The organism is Caballeronia sp. dw_19, assembly GCF_018449515.1.
Lineage (GTDB): Bacteria > Pseudomonadota > Gammaproteobacteria > Burkholderiales > Burkholderiaceae > Caballeronia.
The window spans coordinates 391,334-410,777 of the sequence record NZ_JAAVUQ010000003.1 but is presented as its reverse complement, the minus strand read 5'-3'; the positions used below and the strand labels follow the sequence as shown (position 1 = coordinate 410,777).

Here is a 19,444-nt window from a genome sequence, read left to right as displayed (position 1 = left end):
ATATGTTCAATGCTTCCGCCACCGGCTGTCTCAATGCCGCGTGCCTGAAACATGCGGCGTTTCGTTCGGTCCCGGTGGCGGATCGCCGATCGGCTGACTCGGTGGTGATGGCGGCTCCCGCGTCGGATCGGGAATCGTGTCGGGCGGTTCTTGAGGCGACGGCGGTACATCCGGATTAAAGGGCGGGTCAGGCGGCTGCGGAGTCTGGGCGTGGACCGGCGTCAAATGCGGCGATCGTGAAACCCGCAACACTTGCCATACATGCAATACGTTACGGGATTGGCGTTGAAACGAGGCGAGATCGGTCATGGCGGGCTCCCTGGATCTTTTGATGATGACACTCGTTCGGATCGCGCGCAGCGGCCGATCCGGCCAAGGACTCTCGAGCTCGGACGCCTGCGGCCAAGGTACCGGACCGCCCGCGAGCCAAGCTATTCAGTCGCAGCAAGGGCCATGCCCCGGGTTCAAGCGCCTCTCGCATTCAACCCATGAGCGTTCTGACATTATCGGCGCTGCTTTCGCGCGCACCAACGAAAATCGCCCGTCCAAAGCGGACATCTTTCGAAGTCCCAATGAGACGGGCGTTGACTCAGTCTGCGCGTGATACCCGGCAGCGGCCAGGTATCACGCCGCGATGAACGATGAAACCATGAACGCTGAAACCTAGCGGCGGCTGGTGTCGGTGTCCCCTACTTCGCTGGCTTCGCTTATCGCCGCTTTGTTCGCGGCGTCATCGCCATATTCAACCAGGCGGTTGTAGAGCGTCTTCAGGCTGATGCCAAGAATCTCCGCTGCGCGCGTCTTCACACCACCGCATTGCTCAAGCGTGGCGAGAATCAACTGGCGATCCGCTTCGGCCAGCGACGTGCCAAATGGGATAGTAACGGCCGTTCCCGCCGATGGCTTCGCCAGCGAAATCTGCAGCGGCACGGCCGCGGTACTGTCCGACTCCGCGCCCGACATGATGTACGCGCGCTGCACGTAGTTCTTCAGCTCGCGCACATTACCCGGCCACGGATACGACGCGAGCATGTCGCGGACTGCGGCCGGAAACGTCTTCTTGGTGTTGTAGCGTGAATTGAGCTCGTCGAGGAACGCCTGGCCGAGCAACTCCACGTCCGTGCCGCGGTCGCGCAAGGGCGGCAGGTTGATCGGAAAGACGTTGAGCCGGTGATACAAATCGAGCCGCAACTTGCCTTCAAGCACAGCCTGCTCCGGATCACGATTCGTAGCGGCAATCAGGCGTACGTCGGTCTCGAGTTCCTTCGTTGTACCCACCCGCATGAACATGCCCGTCTCGAGCACGCGCAGGAGTTTCACCTGCAATTCGATCGGCATCTCGGTGATTTCATCGAGGAACAGCGTGCCGCCGTTCGCGCGTTCGAAGTAACCCTTGTGCTGACGGTCCGCGCCGGTGAACGAACCACGCTCATGCCCGAACATCTCCGACTCGATCAGGTTCGGCGAGATCGCCCCGCAATTCACCGCAATAAACGAATGTTTGCGACGCAGGCTCAACTCGTGAAGCGTTTGCGCGGCGACTTCCTTGCCGGTACCCGATTCACCGATCAGCAAGACCGACGCCGCGGTAGGCGCCACCCGGCCGACCTGGTCATAGACGGTTTGCATCGCGGGCGAATTGCCGAGCATCAGCCCAAAACGGCCCATGCGGCGCAGCTCGCCACGCAACGTGCCAATCTCGGCCTTGAGGTCGCCAGGACGCGGCAGGCGGCTCAGGATCGCCTTGACGCGCTGCATGTTGATTGGTTTGACGAGGTAGTCGGTTGCGCCCATCTTGAGCGCGCTGACCGCCGACTCCACCGTCGCGTGTCCGGTAATGACGATGATTTCCACGCCGGATCGGGGATCAAGGTCCTCGAACAGATCGACGCCCGAACCATCGGGCAGCTTGAGGTCGGTGAATACGACGTCCGGCGTCTGGCGCACAAGCTGAATCCGCGCTTCGCGCAAATCGCCCGCAGTCGCTGTTGTCAGTCCGTCTTCGCCGATGATCGCGGCTAGTGCCTCGCGGGTACTGGGATCGTCATCGACAATCAATACGTGTGGCATGCGTCTTGAATTTATCCAAAGTGTTGAGGGTCACACGGCGCAGAAAGCGTCGTGGAGGTCTCTGGGACAATGCTATGAAAGCAGTACGCCGCCAGGCCGAATGGGCACCGAGAGAAACTCAAGTACGCCGAAAGATGAAAGTCTTTCCGGTTTCGCGAATGGCGCCTGACTGCGTCGCGCAATTATTGCCATATAGCGAACTTATTACTGTGGATGAGTCGATTATAAGGCTTTATCAAGATGAAACGCACGCCTGGGCGTGCGTTTCGAATAGTCTCTCTTGCCGCATGAGCCTGGTGTTCCGGTCGCGCATTGAGATTGCGCAATGGACCCGGCAAAGGCGTCTCTATTCGTCTCTCTATCAGCTATGCGGAAAATGCCACGCTTCCGGGGTTCCACCGAGCGCCCCGTTGGCCGGAGTGTTCGACGGCTTGACCGGCGCCACGGGCGGTGCAGCCGAAGCGCTAGCCGGCGTGACGACCTTGCCTCCCTCGTCTTCCCAACGGTTCAGTTCACGCGTATTGCGTCTTGAAGCGTCGCGCTGTGCTTGTGCCCATCGCCAGGCCAGGACGCTGCCTATCGCGAACAATGCACCGAACAGGCCGAGTTTGGGTCGTGCCATTGTGATTCCTCCGTTTATCGCGGTTGTGGGGGTTACGGTTATCGCGAAACCAGGATGCCCGCCAGAAAGCCGATCCCCGCCGCAATGCCCAACGCCTGCCACGGGTTGTCACGCGTGTATTGCACGGTGCCGTCCAGACTGGCGCGATACCGCTCCTGCGCATTGGATTGTGCTGTTTCAAGCGCGTTGCGCGCTGCGTCGACGTGGTCCCGCAAGCGCGTGCGCAACGCGTCCACGCCTTCAGCGGGCAACGACGCGCTAAGCCGCACAAGTTCTTCGGAATCGTTCAGCAATACCTTGATGTCTTCGATGACCTTTTGCTTGCCCAGCGACATCTGAACCGTGGTTTGACTCATGTTATGAAACCCCTTGCCATTAACATTTGAGACGATCGGTGTGTCCGATACGTCTGATAGATGTCCCGCCGGACGTGGCGGCTTCTGCGCCCACATCACGATATCCACGTGTTGAGTGGCGCCTGATGTTCCGAGCGCCGCAGTCGCATCGCGCGTAGCATGGCGCCCAGCACCAGCACGCCTCCGAGTGCGGCAAACGCAGCGCTCGTGACGCTCGCCGCCCGCGCGAGCGTCGGCGTGCCGGCAGCGCAAGCCATGACCACGCACATCAACGCGGTCACCAGCGCGACGGCGGCCCAGTGATAAAGGTTGATCGGTTCGGCCGTCAGTAGTTCCGGACGCTCGGTCACGCGCGGCTGTGCGCGAGCCCGGCGGACGGGACGCGCACGCGGTCGCACGGGAATGTCGAAGTGAAGGGAATCTTCCATGGCTTGGTGCCGGATACCGGCCTTTCATTGCAGATGCCAAGCGAGTCGCAGGTTTCGTGCCATCTCGGCCAACTCGTATGCCGTCATGGCGATGATCATTGATTGCGGGCCAAGCGCAGCGGCTCGGGCCACGTCAAACGCGTAACAATTACGCCCGGGACAGGTAATGTCCTGGCGATATCGGTGAAGCTTTCCGGCTCGTGGCCGGGGTCTCCATTCGTGTGGAGATTCGTGTATTCAATGGTGTGAGGAAGGACAACGACAAAGGGCACCGAAAGGACCCGGCGCATGCAAAGCACATTGGCGCTAAGTCGTTACGGATGGTTAAATACGGTTTATGAGATAAGCCGCATGCAAGCGCTGGTCCCTGAAATGACGGAACCGGTGCCGTCGAACGATGCTTCGCCTACCCGAGCGGCAGTCACAACGGGCCTGCCATCCGACTGGCGGTGACCGCTTCCGCCCTGCGGCGCCGCCTCGTCTTCCCCCAGCGGCCGAGCTGTCGCCCGAATAACATTTGCAGGACAAAGACTCATGGCGTCAATCGATCTGGACTCGCCGGCTGTCGCCTCCGGCGACACGCCATCGCAAAAAAAACGCAATGCTGGTGAAATTGCCGGGTTGAAATCGTATGGACTTTTGTACGGTTCATCGCCCGTGATGATGGAGTTGTACTCGCAGATCGAACGCGTGGCCGCCACCGATGCCACCGCGTTGATCATCGGTGAATCGGGGACGGGCAAGGAGCTGATAGCACGCACGATCCACGATCAGAGCGCCCGCCGCGAGGCCCCGTTCGTTGCCGTGAATTGCGGCGCGATCCCCGATAACCTGATCGAACCCGAACTCTTCGGCCACGAGAAAGGCAGCTTCACAGGTGCCGTGCAGGGACGCCTCGGCTACTTCGAGCATGCCAACGGCGGCACGCTATTCCTCGATGAAGTGACCGAGATGTCACCGGTTCGACAAGTCAAGCTGCTGCGCGCGCTGGAAACGGGCACGTTCTTTCGCGTGGGCGGCAATGACCTGATTCACTCCGATGTCCGCGTGATCGCGGCGACCAATCGCGATCCGATCGTGGCGGTGAAGGAGAACGGCTTGCGAGAGGACCTGATGTATCGGCTGGCCGTGTTCCCGTTGCGCGCGCCGCCTCTGCGTGAACGCGATACCGACCGCGAATTCCTCGCGCAGCACTTCCTCTCTGAGATGAACGCGCAAGAAGGGACGAACAAGGCCTTCAGCAAACGCGCGCTCGACATGCTGCGCACGTACTCATGGCCGGGCAATGTGCGCGAGTTGAAGAACACCGTGTATCGCGCGTTCATCCTTGCTGAGAAGACCGTGGAGATTGCGCATCCGCATCTGGCATCACGGGTTAAAAAACCGGTCACGCAAGGCGATGCGATGAACGTGTGGGTCGGCACGCCGCTCGCCGATGCGCAGAAACAAATCATCCTCGGCACGCTCAAGCATTGCGGAGGAGACAAACGCCGCGCCGCCAAGGCGCTCGGCGTGAGCCTCAAGACGCTGTACAACCGCCTCGGCACGTACGAGAACGAAGGCGACGGGGACGCGTCAACGTCGGCGGGCGCGGAAAGCTGAGCGTCGTTGCGTCCTTTTGTGTTCGCTGCGTAGATGAAGTCGATGGGCCCTGATGCGGCTCATCGACGCGTCCACCCGTGAATTTGTCACGGTACTTTTTCATTTTGCGCACTACGTTCCCCGCATTTGCAATTTCTTGCAAATTTCTTTGCCCTTCATTTCGCTGCATCCTTCAAAATGCGCGGGCGCTCCGATTGCTTAGTGTTCCTTTCAGTGCTCGCACAGGCAAGCCGGTTGTCGTTATCGAAGGAATAAGGAAAGGCGAGGAAGGTACAGCATCATGCAGAAAACGATTCACCGGCGGCCCCCCAGCGCCGTCGCACTGGCAACGCTCCTGATTGGAGCACTCGCATGCGCCACCCTCTCAGGGTGTAGCTCCTTATATGGTGAAAGCGCCGTGGCAGGCGCCGGTATAGCCGGCGCCGCCATCGCGGGCAGCGTGACCCGCAACGCCGCGGTGGCAACCGGCATCGGCCTTGGCGCCGTGGCTGCGGCCAAGGCCGGCGTGCAGTACAGCGAGCGCGTGATGCACACCTATACGCAAGACAGGATTGCCGGCGCAGCCGGTCCGCTCGCCGTCGGCGCGGTGGCACCGTGGTTCGCGGTGCATAGCGTGCCCATCGAGCCGGACGAGAAGGGCCGCGTGACGGTCAGCCGGACCATCAGCACAGGGACGCTCGATTGCAAGGAGATCGTATTCTCCGTCGATACCGATGCCACCAAGGATCATCCGGCCGACAGCGGTTTCTACGTCGCGTCAATCTGCCGTGACGGCCAGGTCTGGAAGTGGGCGGCGGCGGAACCTGCCACGCCGCGCTGGGGTGCGCTGCAATGAAACCCGGCCTCAGTTTGATGCTCGCGGCCGGCGTCGCTGCGAGCTGTGTCTTCCTCAGCGGCTGCGGCTCGATCGGTGCGGCAGCCGGCGCGGCAGCGGGGGTCTCCACGGGCGTGATCACCAGCAATCCGGCCATCGGTTTCGGCGTGGGTATCGCGGTCCAGGCCGCCACCGACGAAGCCGTTCAGCGTCTGATGAAACGCCTGCATAGCGACCAGCAGATCGCCATTGCGACGACCGCGGGCGATCTCCCCATCGGCGATACGAAACCCTGGCGCGTGAAACATACGCTGCCGGTGGAGAACGGTCATGGCGACGTGCGTGTGCTGCGCGAATTCAGCAGCGCGCTGGCGACCTGCCGGGAGTTCGCATTCTCGGTCGCCGACGGCGACAAGCCGGACGCGCATCAGGACTGGTTCCTCGCGCAGGCCTGCAAGGGCAATGACAATAGTGGCGGCGGCTGGAAATGGGCATCGGCGGAACCGGCGGTGGAACGCTGGGGCAATCTGCAGTAACAGATTGTGTCTCCCTCTGCGTGGGCGCGTCACCAGCGCCAACGTACGCCCGCGTCTCCGCCCACCGACTCGCGACGCGCGCCGCTCACGTTCGTCGCGTAGTGCACGTTCACGAATACGCTGCCGCGCGCGCTCACGTTCACGGCCACCCCGGCTTCCACGTCGGCAATCGTCGCCGATGACTCCGCCGGGATCACGGTCGTATCGCCGAACGTCACGTGGCTCCCGGCATTGAAGTAGCGCCAGAGATTCACGCGTGCATACGGCTGCCAGATCGCGCCCAGCGCTTCCATACGGCTTGTCAGGCGCACGCCAAAACGAGCGGCCAGGGAACTTGGGTTATCGAAGGCGACGGTCGAAATACCATCGTTGAGATCGTCGAGGGCCACGTGTTGCCAGATCAGTTGCGCCTGCGGTTCGATACGCAATCCGGCCGGCAACGCAAATGGCAAGCCGGCCTCGATGGAACCTGCGATGGACCGGCCGTGCGTGGTTGGGTTGACGCCGTCGTTCGACGACGGTTTGATGGTCAACGCGCTGCCCATCACGACCGTATCGGTGTACCAGCCGCCCGCGCCGATGTGCGTCCAGTACGCGCCGAGGCTGCCGGCATCGATACTCAGATTGCCCGCCGACACAGCCGGCATGCCCAGCGCGAAACCGCTCACATCGCCTGAAGCGCGCGAGGCGCCGAGCATAAAACCATAGTGATTCCGACGGCCGTCGGCGGTGGCGTCAGCGTACACATCCTGACCGATTTGCACGCCGCCGGTCGAACCGTTGAAATGCGGATCGACGCCCGTGTCGCTGCTCGTGATCGTCCGGTTACCCCAGACACGGCTCCATGCCGCAGGCACCGCGCCCGCCTCGTTTAACATCGATTGATCGCCTTGGCGGTCGTGAAAAGTGCCGATCTGTTCGATACCAAGCTCGCGCGTGATTGAGGGGATCTCCGCGTAGAGCGGTACTTCGATGCGATAGAGTGGCGTCGGTGCTTGCGGCGGCGATGTCGGGTCTGTCGGCGGCGGTGCCGGCGACGTAGGAGGTGCAGGCGACGTAGGAGGTGCAGGCGGCGCAGGCGATGTGGGCGGCGGTGCGGGGGGAGCCGGTGGCACAGGCGGCACCGGTGGAACAGGTGGCACCGGCGGCACCGGCGGCACCGGCGTGATGCTCGACCGCAAATACCAGTCGTCCCCCGTCCCCGCCGTGACCCCGCCTCGAAACAGGTAATACGTGAACGCCCCGGCCTTGACCGGCTGCGACAACGAAAACGCCGTCGCGGCCGTCGTCCCGCCCTGAACCGTCTGCACGACCATGATCCCGTCGGCCACTGTCAGCGCCCCCGCGCCGCCGGCGTTCGTCACGCCGATCGCCGTATTGCCCGTCGCCGCGCCTTGCGAAATCACCAGTTTTCCGCTCGGCGAACCGTCCGTCCCGAGCACGCTCTGCACCAGCAATTTGCCACCCTGCCCGACATAGTTGCCGCCGACAACCAGCGCACTGTGCGGGCCCGCGCCGCCGGTCAAATCGATCGTGCCCGCGTTGCTTACCGTCACGAGGCCGCCCGGCCCGGCGGCCATGATTGCCGATGACCCGCCACCGTTCCACGCAAGCGTGCTCGTCGAATCGATGCCGAGCACACCGGTTTGCGTCGCGGCATCGCCGAGCGTCAGGCCCTGGCCGTCGAGCGTGAGCCGGCTGGCGTTCGTCACCGCGATGCTTTCCCAGTTCACGAAACGGCTCAGGCCGCTGGCTTGCGTGTGATCGAACGTGAGGGTGTCGTGGCCTGCGCCGCCGTCGAATGTCGATAACCCGGCAAGGTTGGCATCGCTCAGATTCGACAACGTGGCGGTGACCGCGCCCGCTCCGAACGACACCGATCCACCGATCACGCCCCCGCCCAGCCATCCGAAGGTCGTGGTCCCGTCGCCTGATGCAAGACCCTGCGCAATCGATCCGCCCGTGACCGTGATGGCGTTCGTGCCGTTGCCAAGCGTGACCGTGCCGCCGATCGTCCCGCCCGATAGCGTCAACGCCGTATCGCCGGCACCTGCCGTCAGGTTTGCATCGAGCTGCCCTCCGGACATCGTGAAGGTATTGCTCGCGGCCGTCAGCCCCACGCTGCCAATGCGCCCGCCGGTGATCGTGACGGCGCCGCCGTTCGTCAGGCCACCCGTGACGACTCCGCCGTTCAGCGTGAAGCGCGGCTGCGGTCCGCCCTGATCGACGGAATCGACTTGGCCCGCCTGCATCACGAACGTGTTGACGCCGGCGCCTTGCCGGATCAGTCCGGTGACTGTGCCGCCGTCCATGTTGAACGTGTTCACGCCGGTATCGGTCCATACGGCAACGCCACCGCCGCCCGATATCTGGCCGGTATTCGTGATGGTGACGACGTACGGGCCCGTGGTCGAGATGCCGAGATTCGTGCCGCCCGCGATCACCCCGCTGTTCACGATCAGCGTGTTGCCCCCGACCACCGACATCCCTACGTTGCCGCCCGAGATGGTCCCGGCGTTGGTGAACGTGCCACCGCCGTTGGCGTCGATACCGTTGTCCTGATCGCTGGCAATACGTGCCCCCGCGGCGTTGACCAGGGTGACCGTGTTCGCGAGATATGCGCCGAGCGCGTTCGGCCCATGCGTCACGATCGAACCCGTGTTCGTGATGAGTCCCGGCGTGGCGTCGAGGGAGATGATGCCGTGGCCGTTCGGTCCGGATGTCTCGACGGACCCGTTGTTGGTCAACGTCGTTCCGACGCCGCTGCCGTTCGCGAAAAGACCATAAGAACTGGCTCCCGACGTCGTAATCGTGCCGTTGTTGACGATCGTGTCTCCGGAAGTCTCGGCGGCCATGCCGTAGGAACCGTCGCCGGAAGTGGTAAGCGCGCCGTTGTTGGTCAGCGAGCCGCCGCCGGCGTTGGAAAAGTCCAGCATGGCTGCCGCACTTGCACCGCCCGTGGAAATCACCCCGCCCGCGGCGTTCAGCATCCTCACCGCCGCCGATGTATTGAACATGCCCTCGGACTCCGCTCCGCCCGTCTGGATCGAGCCGCCGTTGGTCAGCGAGTTGTGCCCGAGGCCGTTTGCGCTTCCCCCGGACGAGATGGCATCGAACGTATCCCCGTTGATTTGCAGCGTTCCAAGGTTCGTCACGGTGCTCGAATCCCGAACGACGATGCCGTTGATATTGGTCACGCTGATGCCGGAGCCGGGCAGCACGACCACGGTGACGCCCGTGCTTCCGTTGGCGGCTACCACGGGCAGCGTCGATGGATTCGGCGCATTGGTGTTGCATGTGGTGGTTTCTCCGCTTGCGGGCGCCAGGTTGTCGCATACAGCGAGCGCAGACGGAACGCGCAGCAAACACGTCACGCCGATAGACAGGCGGGTTAGCCGAGCGGGTTTGAAGAGCCAGTTGGGCGGCAACAGCGAGCGCATCTTTTGTCTCCACGTTTCGGGCTGACGACGCGTCTGCCCTGCCGTGTGTGATCGTCCCGCGCCGGTTTTAGCCAGGCGTGTCGACGGGTGCGTGTCCGGTTGGGGATCAAAGCGTAATCCACGATTTCCGCTGGAGCAATCTTGCGCAAAGCGATTCAATGGCGCGGTATCGAAACGTTCGAAGCCATAATAGGCCTGGCTCTCAGCGCAATATGAAACAATCCTTCGGAGTCCTTCCATAACTGCATGCAATCACGCGCTTACCGGCCGGAAACCTCGTGATGACCGAACCAGAACCGCAGATCGATAACTAAAACAAAGACGTGCAAACGCAAAAAACGCGGCATCCGTTTCTGGATAAGCCGCGTTTTTTTTAAAAGCCGCACCGTTGAACCGGTGTTTTGTCTCCGTCCGTCAGGACTCGACATCCTCCAGGCTGAAAATCTCGGTCTGGTCGTTGTACGAGAAAATCTCGCCGTAACGGCCCCAGTTGATCACCGCGTCCAGCGTTTCCTCGGCGGCTTTATCGGAGAGGAAGTCTTCCAGTTCCTGCTCGAAGCGCACGCGCGGTGCACGATGCCCAGGCCGTTCGTTCAGCACCTTCTTGATCCGGGCTGCGAGCGGCACGTGCCGCAGCAAATGCTCCGCGAACATCATCTTGCGCTCCTGCGTACCAAACTCGGCGAACACGCGCGCCGGCGGCGTCAGGAAAATATCGCCTTCGCGCACGTCGGCGAAACCCAGATGCTGCAGCACTTCGGCCACTGGAAACAGATCGTCCACTTCCAGATGCAGCGACCGCGCGATTTCCGGCATGTCGGCGCGGCCGTGATACGGATCGGCGGCAAGCGTTTCGATCAGACCCGCCATCAGGTTGGTCGACACCTGCGGCAGCCAGCTGCTCAGTTCCAGGCCCTTTTTCTTCTCTTCGCCGAACTGCCGCGCGGTCATCTTGGCGTAGATGTCATCGACCAGACGACGGAACGCCGGATCAAGACGATTGCGCGGGTGCTTGAACGGCACCCGGATCTCAGCCATCACGCGCCCCGGATTCGACGACAACACGAGGATCCGGTCACACATGAACACCGCTTCCTCGATGTTATGCGTCACGATCAGCACCGACTTGATCGGCATCTTGCCCTGCGTCCAGAGATCGAGCAGATCGGTACGCAAGTTCTCCGCGGTCAGCACGTCGAGCGCGGAAAACGGCTCGTCCATGAGCAACAACGTCGGGTCGACGACCAGCGCGCGCGCAAAACCCACCCGCTGGCGCATGCCGCCCGACAACTCACGCGGATACGCGTTTTCGAAACCGTCGAGACCGATCAGGTCAATGGCGGCCAGCGCCCGCTCGCGCCGCAGCTTCGACGGCACGCCCTGCGCCTCCAGCCCCGCTTCCACGTTCTGCAGCACGGTCAACCACGGAAACAGCGCGAAGGTCTGGAAGACCATGGCCACGCCTTTGGCCGGGCCGTGCAGCGGCTCGTTCAGATAGGTGACCTCACCGCCTGTCGGCTCGATCAGGCCGGCGATGATCCGCAACAGCGTCGACTTGCCGGAACCCGAACGGCCCAGCAACCCGACAATCTCGCCTTCGTTGAGCGTCAGGTTCACGTCTTCGAGCACGAGCAGTTCGCCCTGCGTCTTGTTGAAGCCGCGACTGACTTTGTCGACGCGCAGGATTTCCTGGCCGAGGCGCGGCGGGATCGGCGGCGTTTGGGTGGTCGTATTCGTCTGCGTTGACATAGGCGCTCGCGTGTTGCTGATTACAAAAATTTCACGGTGTGGGCCGTTGGCGGCGGGCGTTCGGCCGGATGACGGGCTTCGGACTCAGTCCAGCCTCAGGCGCGCTTCAGCGAAAGCGAACAACGGCCGCCACAGGAGCCGGTTAAAGAGTGTGACGAACAGCGACATCACGGCAATACCGAGGATGATTTTCGGATAATCGCCGTCGGCCGTACTTTGCGCTATGTACGCGCCAAGCCCGTGGGCCACGATTTTCGTATGACCCCACGACACCGCTTCCGCCACGATGCTCGCATTCCACGCCCCGCCCGATGCGGTGATCGCGCCCGTCACGTAGTACGGGAAAATGCCCGGCAGGATGGCCTGGCGCCACCACTGCCAGCCTTTGATCTGGAAATTGGTGGCCGCTTCACGGTAATCGTTCGGATACGACGTCGCCCCGGCAATCACGTTGAAAAGGATATACCACTGCGTGCCCAGCACGATCAGCGGCGAGAGCCAGATATCCGGGTTCAGGTCGAATTTCACGATCACCACGACAAACACCGGGAACAGCAAGTTCGCCGGGAACGCGGCCAGGAACTGCGCGAGCGGCTGGATCTTGCTGGCCAGGGCGGGCCGCAGCCCGATCAGCACACCGATCGGAACCCAGATCACCGAAGCCAGCGCGATCAGCACCATCACGCGAAACAGCGTGATCAAGCCCAGCCAGAAGACGTGCCAGACTTCGCCCCACGTGACGCCGGTGCTCACGAAAACCGTCACTTTCCACACCAGGAACACCGTCAGCGCGAGGACGATGATCGCCCACGCGATATCGCCGGCACGGGACGGATTACGGGACTTGTTGCGCGCCGCGGGCGTCGGCCCGGACGCGCCTATCGGGAATTTCGGCAGGCGGCCTTGCAGCGACGGCAGCTTCAGCGGCACCCGCGCCATCTTGCCGATCATCCAGCCCGCCGGCACGAGCAACTGGTGAATCAAGCGCGTGCGGCGAATCAGGTCGAGCAGCCACGACTCCGGCACGTTGCCCGAACTCGTGTTTTCCATGCGGAATTTGTCGGCCCAGGCAACCAGCGGACGGAACATGAGCTGATCGTAGGCCAGGATCACAACGGTCATTGCCAGGATCACCCAGCCGATCGCGCCGAGATTGCGCTCGCCAATGGCCGTTGCCAGATACGCGCCGATACCCGGCAATACGATGGTGCGGTTACCGACCACGATCGCTTCGGAGGCGACGACGAAGAACCAGCCGCCCGACATCGACATCATCATGTTCCAGATGAGGCCGGGCATCGAAAACGGCACTTCGAGCTTCCAGAAGCGCTGCCAGTTGGTCAGGTGAAAACCGCGCGAGACTTCATCGAGATCGCGCGGCACGGTCCGCAGCGACTGATAGAAGCTGAACGTCATGTTCCACGCCTGGCTCGTGAAAATGGCGAAGATCGCCGCCAGCTCGGCGCCGAACACGCGGCCCGGGAACAACGCGAGAAAGAACGTGACCGTGAACGAGATATAACCGAGCACCGGCACCGACTGGAGAATGTCCAGGATCGGCACGAGCACGACGGACGCCCGCCGGCTCTTCGCCGCGAGCGTGCCGTAGATCAGCGTGAAGACCAGCGACGCCACCATGGCCGCAAGCATGCGCAAGGTAGTGCGCAGCGCGTATTCGGGCAGGTTCGCCGGGTCGAGCGAAATGGCCTGCGTTTGCAGTGTCGAGATGGGCGCCAACGTCTCGTGAAAGCCGACTACGGTGAGCGCAAGCACGCAGATAATCAGCGGGAACGCGACGAAGTCCCATCGATTAGGCAACAGACGCAACGCCGAAGCGTTCGCCGTTCGAGTCAGGTTAAAGCCGAAATCCATTCCACGCCCTTCCCGTTGAGGCTCGTTGCAGCAGGCCGCCGTTGCGCGAGGCAGCGTCCGGCGCCTGTGTTATTGCCTGTATTCTTGTTTCCCAAGCGGATACTCCGCCCTTCCCTCATCCGCCAGGCGCGGGCGCGGCCTGACCTCGCCTCTCCGTCAAACCAGCGGAGTCCTGCGCGTTCCAGGCAGAACCCGGCGCATGGTGGTGCGGTGCCATTGAACACTCGCCCACCCGGCCGACACACAACTTGACTATTTCGGAAACGCACGACACTACACCAACCTTTGTTTCACGCACAACCTCGGCCGGCGGGTCTGTTGCCGGTTTTCCTGATCCACCGCGCTCAGCACCGCCCCTGGGTTAAACGGCTGACCCGTGGCGAACGTGGACACACGGTTCAGAAACGCGCGCTCGTGCCGATAACACCTTGATGGCCGGGAGAAAACGTCGTCCAATCGAGGCGTGAAGGCGTGGGCCAAGTGGGTGAACCGGAGCGAACCTGGGCAAATCGGACTGCGGTTGGGCGAACTACCGATATACGCGCGGCTGCGCCCGGTAAGATGCTCATATGCCGGTAAAACACTCATAACATGCTCGTGACGCGCGGTCGCGCCACAGTCAGACAGGCCAGAGGATCGATGAACAAGACAACCTTCCACCGCGCCATCGCGACGCTCGCCTTCGCGTTGCTCGCATGCGTGTGCTGGGTTGCCGCCGGGATGGTGTCGGACCGAATGGTACAGCAAGAACTGACCGCGTCGGTACGCGTGGAGCAGCAAATGGCTGCGTCGATCGTCGACAACACCGCGCAGATCATTGCCAGCGACATCGCCATGTCCCGGGCGATTCCGGCCACTATCGCCGAAATGGACATGATCCAGCTGGCGCTCGCCCAATCCCACGGTTCCACGGAAGAAATCAGGCAAACCGAGCCCGAGCGGCGGGCAAAATGGCTCGCCGCGCCGGCGCTCGCCAAACTCGACAACTTCCTGCGCAACGCCCGCGGCTTCACGGGCCTCGACTATGTGTGGGTCGTCAATAGCGATGGTTTTTGCGTGGCGTCGAGCAACGGGAATGACTCGAACAGCTTCGTTGGCATCGACATGCGCATGCGCGGTTATATCCAGAAAGCGCTGCTCGGCGCGTTCAACGAAACTTACGGCGTCGGCCGGATGAACGGCGACCCCGGCATCTTCATCGCGACGCCGGTGTATCGCGACGGCTTCCTGGTAGGCGCGGTGATCGCCAAAGTGAGTATCGACCGCTTGCGCCACTGGGTAGCGCGCGCGGGCACATTCGTCACCGACAGCAACGGCGTGATCATCATGGCTCACGAAAGCCGGCTCGAAAACCGCGTGCTGCCAGATTCGCCCGTGCTGCAAATGTCGAGGGCGGAGCGGCTGGATGCGTATCGGCGGGTCGATTTCCGTACGCTGCCGCTGACCAACATTGGGGACCGCGTGCGGGCGGACGCGCCCTGGCTGCCGCCTTCGCTCGCACACTCGTTTTTCTCCTCCGGCGACAGCAACACGCCCTCTCTCTACGACGAACGCACCGGTCTGAACTCGGGGCTTGCCGCGCATATTGTCCATCCGCTGCCGAACTGGACGGAAATCGTGAGCAATCAACGTCGCGACAGGCTGCTGGTGTTCCTGACGACACTCGGCGTGAGCCTGCTGGCCATTGTGATCACCGTGTCATACCTGCGCGAACGGCGCTTGCACCGGGCCACGCGCCATCTGGCCAACCAGTTGCAGTCGGCCAATGCGCTGCTGTCCGCCGAAGCCCGGCACGACGCGTTGACCGGAGCGCTGTCACGACGTTATTTCCTCGATACCTTGCGCCGCGAAGTCGATCTGGCCCGCTCGGGGGGCATGCCGCTGTCAGTTGCAATCGCCGACCTTGACCACTTCAAGCAGGTGAATGACCGCTTCGGCCACGCCACCGGTGACCGCGCGCTCGAACATTTCGTGCGGATGTGCGAAGGGCAACTGCGCGCGAGCGACGGTGTCGGGCGCCTGGGCGGTGAGGAATTCGGTCTGCTGCTGCCGCATACCTCGCTCGCCGATGCCCACACGGTTCTCGAACGCCTGCGCAAGCGCTTCAACCAGGAGCATTGCGCTTATCTCCCCGACGACTCCACGCTGAGCGTGAGCATTGGCATCACGGAAATGAGCGACGGCGACACGGCCGAAAACCTGCTCAAGCGCGCGGATCTGGCGTTGTATGCGGCGAAATCGGGAGGGCGCGACCGCAGCGAAGTGCGCCCGGCCGATACCCGCCCCCCCATGCCGCTGCATCCTGAAACGGTCTGACGCAAAGTTAAACCGGCTAAAACGGCAATTTAGCGAGACGTTGGCTGAAAGGCGTGGTGCGGCAGCGGCACGACAGCAGGTATTATCGATCTTCGAGTTCGATATCTGCCGTTATCAAGAATCAGGAGGGGTGCATGAAGGGAAATCTGGTCATTGTCTGCCGCGATCAGGACGCTGAAGCGTTCGATCACTTGCTGGCCGAGTATGGTGCGTTCCAGACACGACTCTCTTCGACTGCCTGGTATTTGCGTCTTGAGGTCGCCCCCGAAGTGATCCAGGAGGAAATCCTGGCGCGGTTCGGCAAATACACCACGCACTATATTTTCGAAGCCGCGACCGTGACGTACAACACGGTCGACAGCGAAGCGGCTTCCGCGCTCAATACCTTGTTCGACTAGGGATTTCGCCTGACGCCAGGCTTGGGTTCGCTGGCGCTGCGGGGGTTTGGCGGCGGAGTTTTGGCCACGCGCGAAACCCGCCGCCCGAGGACGCCAAGCCCCGGGCTGGCCAATCACATCATGCGCGCTTCATGCAGCACGTCGCCATGCAGCATCTCGGCCGAGCGCGCCACCACATCGAAAGGAAAGGTCATCACGGCCTGCAGGCCGCCTTCGGGGCGATTGCCAATTTCGCATTCACCGCCCGCCCGCCGTACCAGCCGCTCAACAATCGCAAGCCCCAGCCCGCTGTGGCCACTGCCGCCGCGCGCCGGATCGAGCCTGACGAACGGCCGGCTCGCCTTCACCAGATCGTGTGCCGCGATCCCGCTGCCGCTGTCCATGACGCGCAAAATCCAGCCATTCGTCCCGCGCAACGTTTCGATCACGATCGGCGGTGCGCCGTACGCGTGAGCGTTATCGAGCAGGTTCGACAGCAAGCGGTCAAGCGTCGCCGCGGGCAACGCGAAATCCCGCCCCGCTGTAAGCCGGGTCTGAATAGACGGCGCGCCCACAGTGACAGCGCGATAACTGCGCGCAATGCGCTCGCACTGCTGATCAACTTCGGCTGGCTCGCTGCGATCGGCGCCGTCGTGTGCGAACACCAGGAACTGGTCGACGATATGCGCCATGGAATCCACGTCGCGCACCACGCCGTCCCGTAGTTTCGCTTCATCCATCATTTCAGCACGCAGGCGCAAACGCGCAAGCGGCGTCTTGAGATCATGGGCGACCCCAGCCAGCATGACCGCGCGGTCGCTTTCCGTCTGCTCCACTTCGCGCACCATCTGGTTGAACCCGTGGGTCAACTGCCGCAGCTCGCGCGGACCACGCTCGGGCACCGGCGGAGTAGGTTCACCCCGGCCGAAGCGGCCGACCGCCTGCGCCAGCGAACGCAACGGCGTCTGTAATTGCCACGCGGCAAAGAGTGCAGCCATCACCGCCGTGGAAAAAATAATCGCGAGCCAGAGCAGCATCCGGTCGCGCGAACGCGGCGGCCGCAAAGGCTGAACCGGCACGACAATCCAGCTGGCGTCCTTCGCGCCTCGCACCCACAGGCGCGGCGGGCCGCCCGGCTCGCCGATGCGGATGTCGGTGCCATCCGGCAAGCGATCCCGCAAGTCGTCGATAAATCGCCCGAACTGCGGCGGCACGCGGCTGCTGTCAGCGTCGGTGAAGGGTTTGGGAACTTCATGACTGTTGGGCTCAACCACGCTCACGCTCGACGGCAGCGGCTGATCCGGCGAATTCGCGATGTGCTGGCGCACGGCGTCGACCAGGAACGCGGCCTCTTCTACTGCGTAGCGAGTTTGCGTCTGATCCCGCTCGAGCCGGATGACCGTGAACCAGGCGACGTGCGACAACACCAGCACGCCGATGACCAGGACAACCAGCCGGCCGAACAGTGAATCAATGGGCCGACGCATTTTGCTCGCCGTCCGGCACGAACACATAACCGCGTCCGCGCACCGTCTGGATGAAGCGCGGCGTGGACGGATCGGTTTCGAGAATCCGGCGCAGACGCCACACCTGCACGTCGATACCGCGGTCGGTGCCGTCGTATTCGGGACCGTGCAGCAGTTCGAGCAGGCGCTCGCGCGTCAGCGTGCGCATGGGGTGATTAACGAAAATCTTCAGCAATGCGAACTCGCTGCCCGACAGCGTGAGCGGCGTTTCGTCCTGATGAAGCGTGCGCGACTGGAAGTCGAGCCGGAAACGCCCGAACGAAAACGGTTCGCGCTGCTCGGGCGCCGCCGACGGAATCGTACGGCGCCGGCGCAACACTGCCTGCACGCGCGCCAGCAATTCGCGCGGGTTGAACGGTTTGCCCAGATAGTCGTCAGCGCCAAGTTCCAGTCCGACGATGCGATCCACGTCGTCCGCGCGCGCCGTCAGCATGATCACCGGAATGTCGTCACCCGAAGCGCGCAACTTGCGCAACGCGGTCAGTCCGTCCACACCCGGCATCATCAGGTCGAGCACGATCAGGTCCGGGCGCTCGCGTTCGAGGCGCCGTTCGAGCGTACCCGCGTCATGCAGCACCGATACTTCGATGCCTTGCCGGACCAGGTAGTCGCGCAGGAGGTCGCGCAGTTCAGAGTCGTCGTCGACGACAAGTATTTGAGTAGCCATGCGACGCAGTTTAACGCCAGTCCGCGGCCTCCACGTTGCAAACACACTGGAAACGTTTACTGGGTGTTACCGCGAAAGGCGGAAGTAAACCGGCGTAATAACGAGGCCCCTGCTCGTAACACGCGCTTCGCGGCGACTGTCTACGCTGTGTCTTACCGAAGGCGCGACCACCGAAACGGCGCAGCCAGATCGGCTCTGGAAATCAAAAAAGGAGTAAACCATGTTGAAGCAGTCCCGATTCCTCGCCACCGCCGCCGCTGCGCTCGCCCTGTCGATCGGCGCGGTCAACGCCGCCAGCGCCGCCGCGCCCGACGCGCCGCCGCCCGGCGGTGCAGGCATGATGGGCGGTCCCGGAGGCCCGGGCGGGCATCATCGGGGAATGCAGATGAAGAAAGAGTTCGACAAGTTGCACAGTCAGCTCAATCTCAACGCAGACCAGGAAAAAGCGTGGCAGGCCGCGCTCAGCACCATGAAGCAGAATCATCAGGCCATGCGTGAGAGCCACAAGCAGATGCACGCACAACTAGCTTCAATGAAGCAGCAGCCCATTCTCGATCTGAACGCCATGTACGCGGCGCATCAGAAGATCGAGCAGCAGAATGCCCAGTTGCGCGACCAGACCAGCGCCGCGTGGCTGAACTTCTATAACACGCTGAATGACCAGCAAAAGACCACGGTCAGTACAGCGCTCAAGCAGCGCTTCGCGAGAATGGAAGCGCGCCGGGAAAAGATGCATGAGCGCTGGAGTCAGCATCGCGGCATGCACGGTGCGCCTGCTGGAGCATCGGCCGTTAATCCGTGAGCGCCGCCTGAGCATTGGCTGAGGTAGGCGCCCGGAGCCTGCGATTGAAGCGGCGTGGCCCGCCGGTTCAATCGCAGGGAGCCCGACAGGCCGTTCCGGCTGACGTTGGAACGGTTTTTTTGCATTGCCCGGATGTGACATTACTTTTAGCGTTGAAACGACGGGCGACGCGATTGATCGATACAAGCCAGTTCCGTGTTGGTCCAGCGGGCGCGCGGCGCGGTGTTATCCGGGCGCCTCCGGGAAATTCAAAGCGCGCTAACCAAT

16 protein-coding genes are annotated in these 19,444 nt (G+C 62.7%); 6 read left to right on the top strand and 10 right to left on the bottom strand.

Going from position 1 to position 19,444, the window contains the following annotated elements:
* Window positions 1–30 precede the first annotated feature (30 nt).
* The 5 genes from HB376_RS06600 to HB376_RS06580 all read right to left on the bottom strand — a co-directional run bounded on the left by HB376_RS06600 (window position 31) and on the right by HB376_RS06580 (window position 3,476).
* Complete coding sequence (locus HB376_RS06600) at window positions 31–309, bottom strand: hypothetical protein (RefSeq protein WP_255631182.1); 279 nt, start codon at window positions 307–309, stop codon at window positions 31–33.
* A gap of 354 nt (window positions 310–663) precedes the next feature.
* Window positions 664–2,070: a sigma-54 dependent transcriptional regulator gene (locus tag HB376_RS06595; RefSeq protein ID WP_213762614.1), complete on the bottom strand. Its 1,407-nt coding sequence runs from the start codon at window positions 2,068–2,070 to the stop codon at window positions 664–666.
* Between the two features lie 361 nt (window positions 2,071–2,431).
* Window positions 2,432–2,692 (bottom strand): hypothetical protein, encoded by a 261-nt coding sequence (locus tag HB376_RS06590; protein ID WP_213762613.1) that lies wholly within the window; start codon window positions 2,690–2,692, stop codon window positions 2,432–2,434.
* A 38-nt stretch (window positions 2,693–2,730) separates the two neighbouring features.
* Window positions 2,731–3,048: a DUF883 family protein gene (locus tag HB376_RS06585; RefSeq protein ID WP_213762612.1), complete on the bottom strand. Its 318-nt coding sequence runs from the start codon at window positions 3,046–3,048 to the stop codon at window positions 2,731–2,733.
* Between the two features lie 95 nt (window positions 3,049–3,143).
* Window positions 3,144–3,476: a hypothetical protein gene (locus HB376_RS06580; RefSeq protein WP_213762611.1), complete on the bottom strand. Its 333-nt coding sequence runs from the start codon at window positions 3,474–3,476 to the stop codon at window positions 3,144–3,146.
* 534 nt (window positions 3,477–4,010) lie between these two features.
* Between HB376_RS06580 and HB376_RS06575 the strand changes: the two genes are divergently transcribed.
* From HB376_RS06575 to HB376_RS06565, 3 genes are all read left to right on the top strand, one after another.
* A complete protein-coding gene (locus tag HB376_RS06575; protein ID WP_213762610.1) occupies window positions 4,011–5,078 on the top strand; it encodes a sigma-54 dependent transcriptional regulator in 1,068 nt (355 codons plus the stop codon).
* A gap of 280 nt (window positions 5,079–5,358) precedes the next feature.
* Complete coding sequence (locus HB376_RS06570; RefSeq protein WP_213762609.1) at window positions 5,359–5,913, top strand: hypothetical protein; 555 nt, start codon at window positions 5,359–5,361, stop codon at window positions 5,911–5,913.
* Window positions 5,910–6,428 carry a hypothetical protein gene (locus HB376_RS06565; RefSeq protein WP_213762608.1) on the top strand — a complete coding sequence of 173 codons (519 nt, stop codon included), beginning with the start codon at window positions 5,910–5,912 and terminating at the stop codon, window positions 6,426–6,428. The genes HB376_RS06570 and HB376_RS06565 overlap by 4 nt, the downstream gene beginning before the upstream one ends.
* A 29-nt stretch (window positions 6,429–6,457) precedes the next feature.
* Here the strand turns inward: HB376_RS06565 and HB376_RS06560 are convergent, their stop codons facing one another.
* From HB376_RS06560 to HB376_RS06550, 3 genes are all read right to left on the bottom strand, one after another.
* Complete coding sequence (locus tag HB376_RS06560) at window positions 6,458–9,868, bottom strand: autotransporter outer membrane beta-barrel domain-containing protein (protein WP_213762607.1); 3,411 nt, start codon at window positions 9,866–9,868, stop codon at window positions 6,458–6,460.
* A gap of 414 nt (window positions 9,869–10,282) precedes the next feature.
* Window positions 10,283–11,617 (bottom strand): nitrate/sulfonate/bicarbonate ABC transporter ATP-binding protein, encoded by a 1,335-nt coding sequence (locus HB376_RS06555; RefSeq protein ID WP_213762606.1) that lies wholly within the window; start codon window positions 11,615–11,617, stop codon window positions 10,283–10,285.
* Between the two features lie 84 nt (window positions 11,618–11,701).
* Window positions 11,702–13,489 (bottom strand): ABC transporter permease subunit, encoded by a 1,788-nt coding sequence (locus tag HB376_RS06550; RefSeq protein ID WP_213762605.1) that lies wholly within the window; start codon window positions 13,487–13,489, stop codon window positions 11,702–11,704.
* 639 nt (window positions 13,490–14,128) lie between these two features.
* Here HB376_RS06550 and HB376_RS06545 point away from each other — a divergent pair.
* The gene (locus HB376_RS06545; protein ID WP_213762604.1) at window positions 14,129–15,805 is read left to right on the top strand and encodes a sensor domain-containing diguanylate cyclase; all 1,677 of its coding nucleotides are present in this window, start codon (window positions 14,129–14,131) and stop codon (window positions 15,803–15,805) included.
* A gap of 134 nt (window positions 15,806–15,939) precedes the next feature.
* On the top strand, window positions 15,940–16,203 hold the full coding sequence (locus HB376_RS06540) for a hypothetical protein (RefSeq protein WP_213762603.1): 264 nt from the start codon (window positions 15,940–15,942) through the stop codon (window positions 16,201–16,203).
* Window positions 16,204–16,316: 113 nt separating this feature from the next.
* On the opposite strand, the gene HB376_RS06535 is transcribed toward HB376_RS06540, so the two are convergent.
* The gene (locus tag HB376_RS06535; RefSeq protein ID WP_213762602.1) at window positions 16,317–17,669 is read right to left on the bottom strand and encodes an ATP-binding protein; all 1,353 of its coding nucleotides are present in this window, start codon (window positions 17,667–17,669) and stop codon (window positions 16,317–16,319) included.
* Entirely contained in the window at window positions 17,653–18,375 is a 723-nt protein-coding gene (locus tag HB376_RS06530) for a response regulator (protein WP_031362548.1), read from the bottom strand. The genes HB376_RS06535 and HB376_RS06530 overlap by 17 nt, the downstream gene beginning before the upstream one ends.
* Before the next feature lie 220 nt (window positions 18,376–18,595).
* On the opposite strand from HB376_RS06530, the gene HB376_RS06525 reads away from it, so the two are divergent.
* The gene (locus HB376_RS06525) at window positions 18,596–19,177 is read left to right on the top strand and encodes a periplasmic heavy metal sensor (RefSeq protein WP_213762601.1); all 582 of its coding nucleotides are present in this window, start codon (window positions 18,596–18,598) and stop codon (window positions 19,175–19,177) included.
* Window positions 19,178–19,444 lie beyond the last annotated feature (267 nt).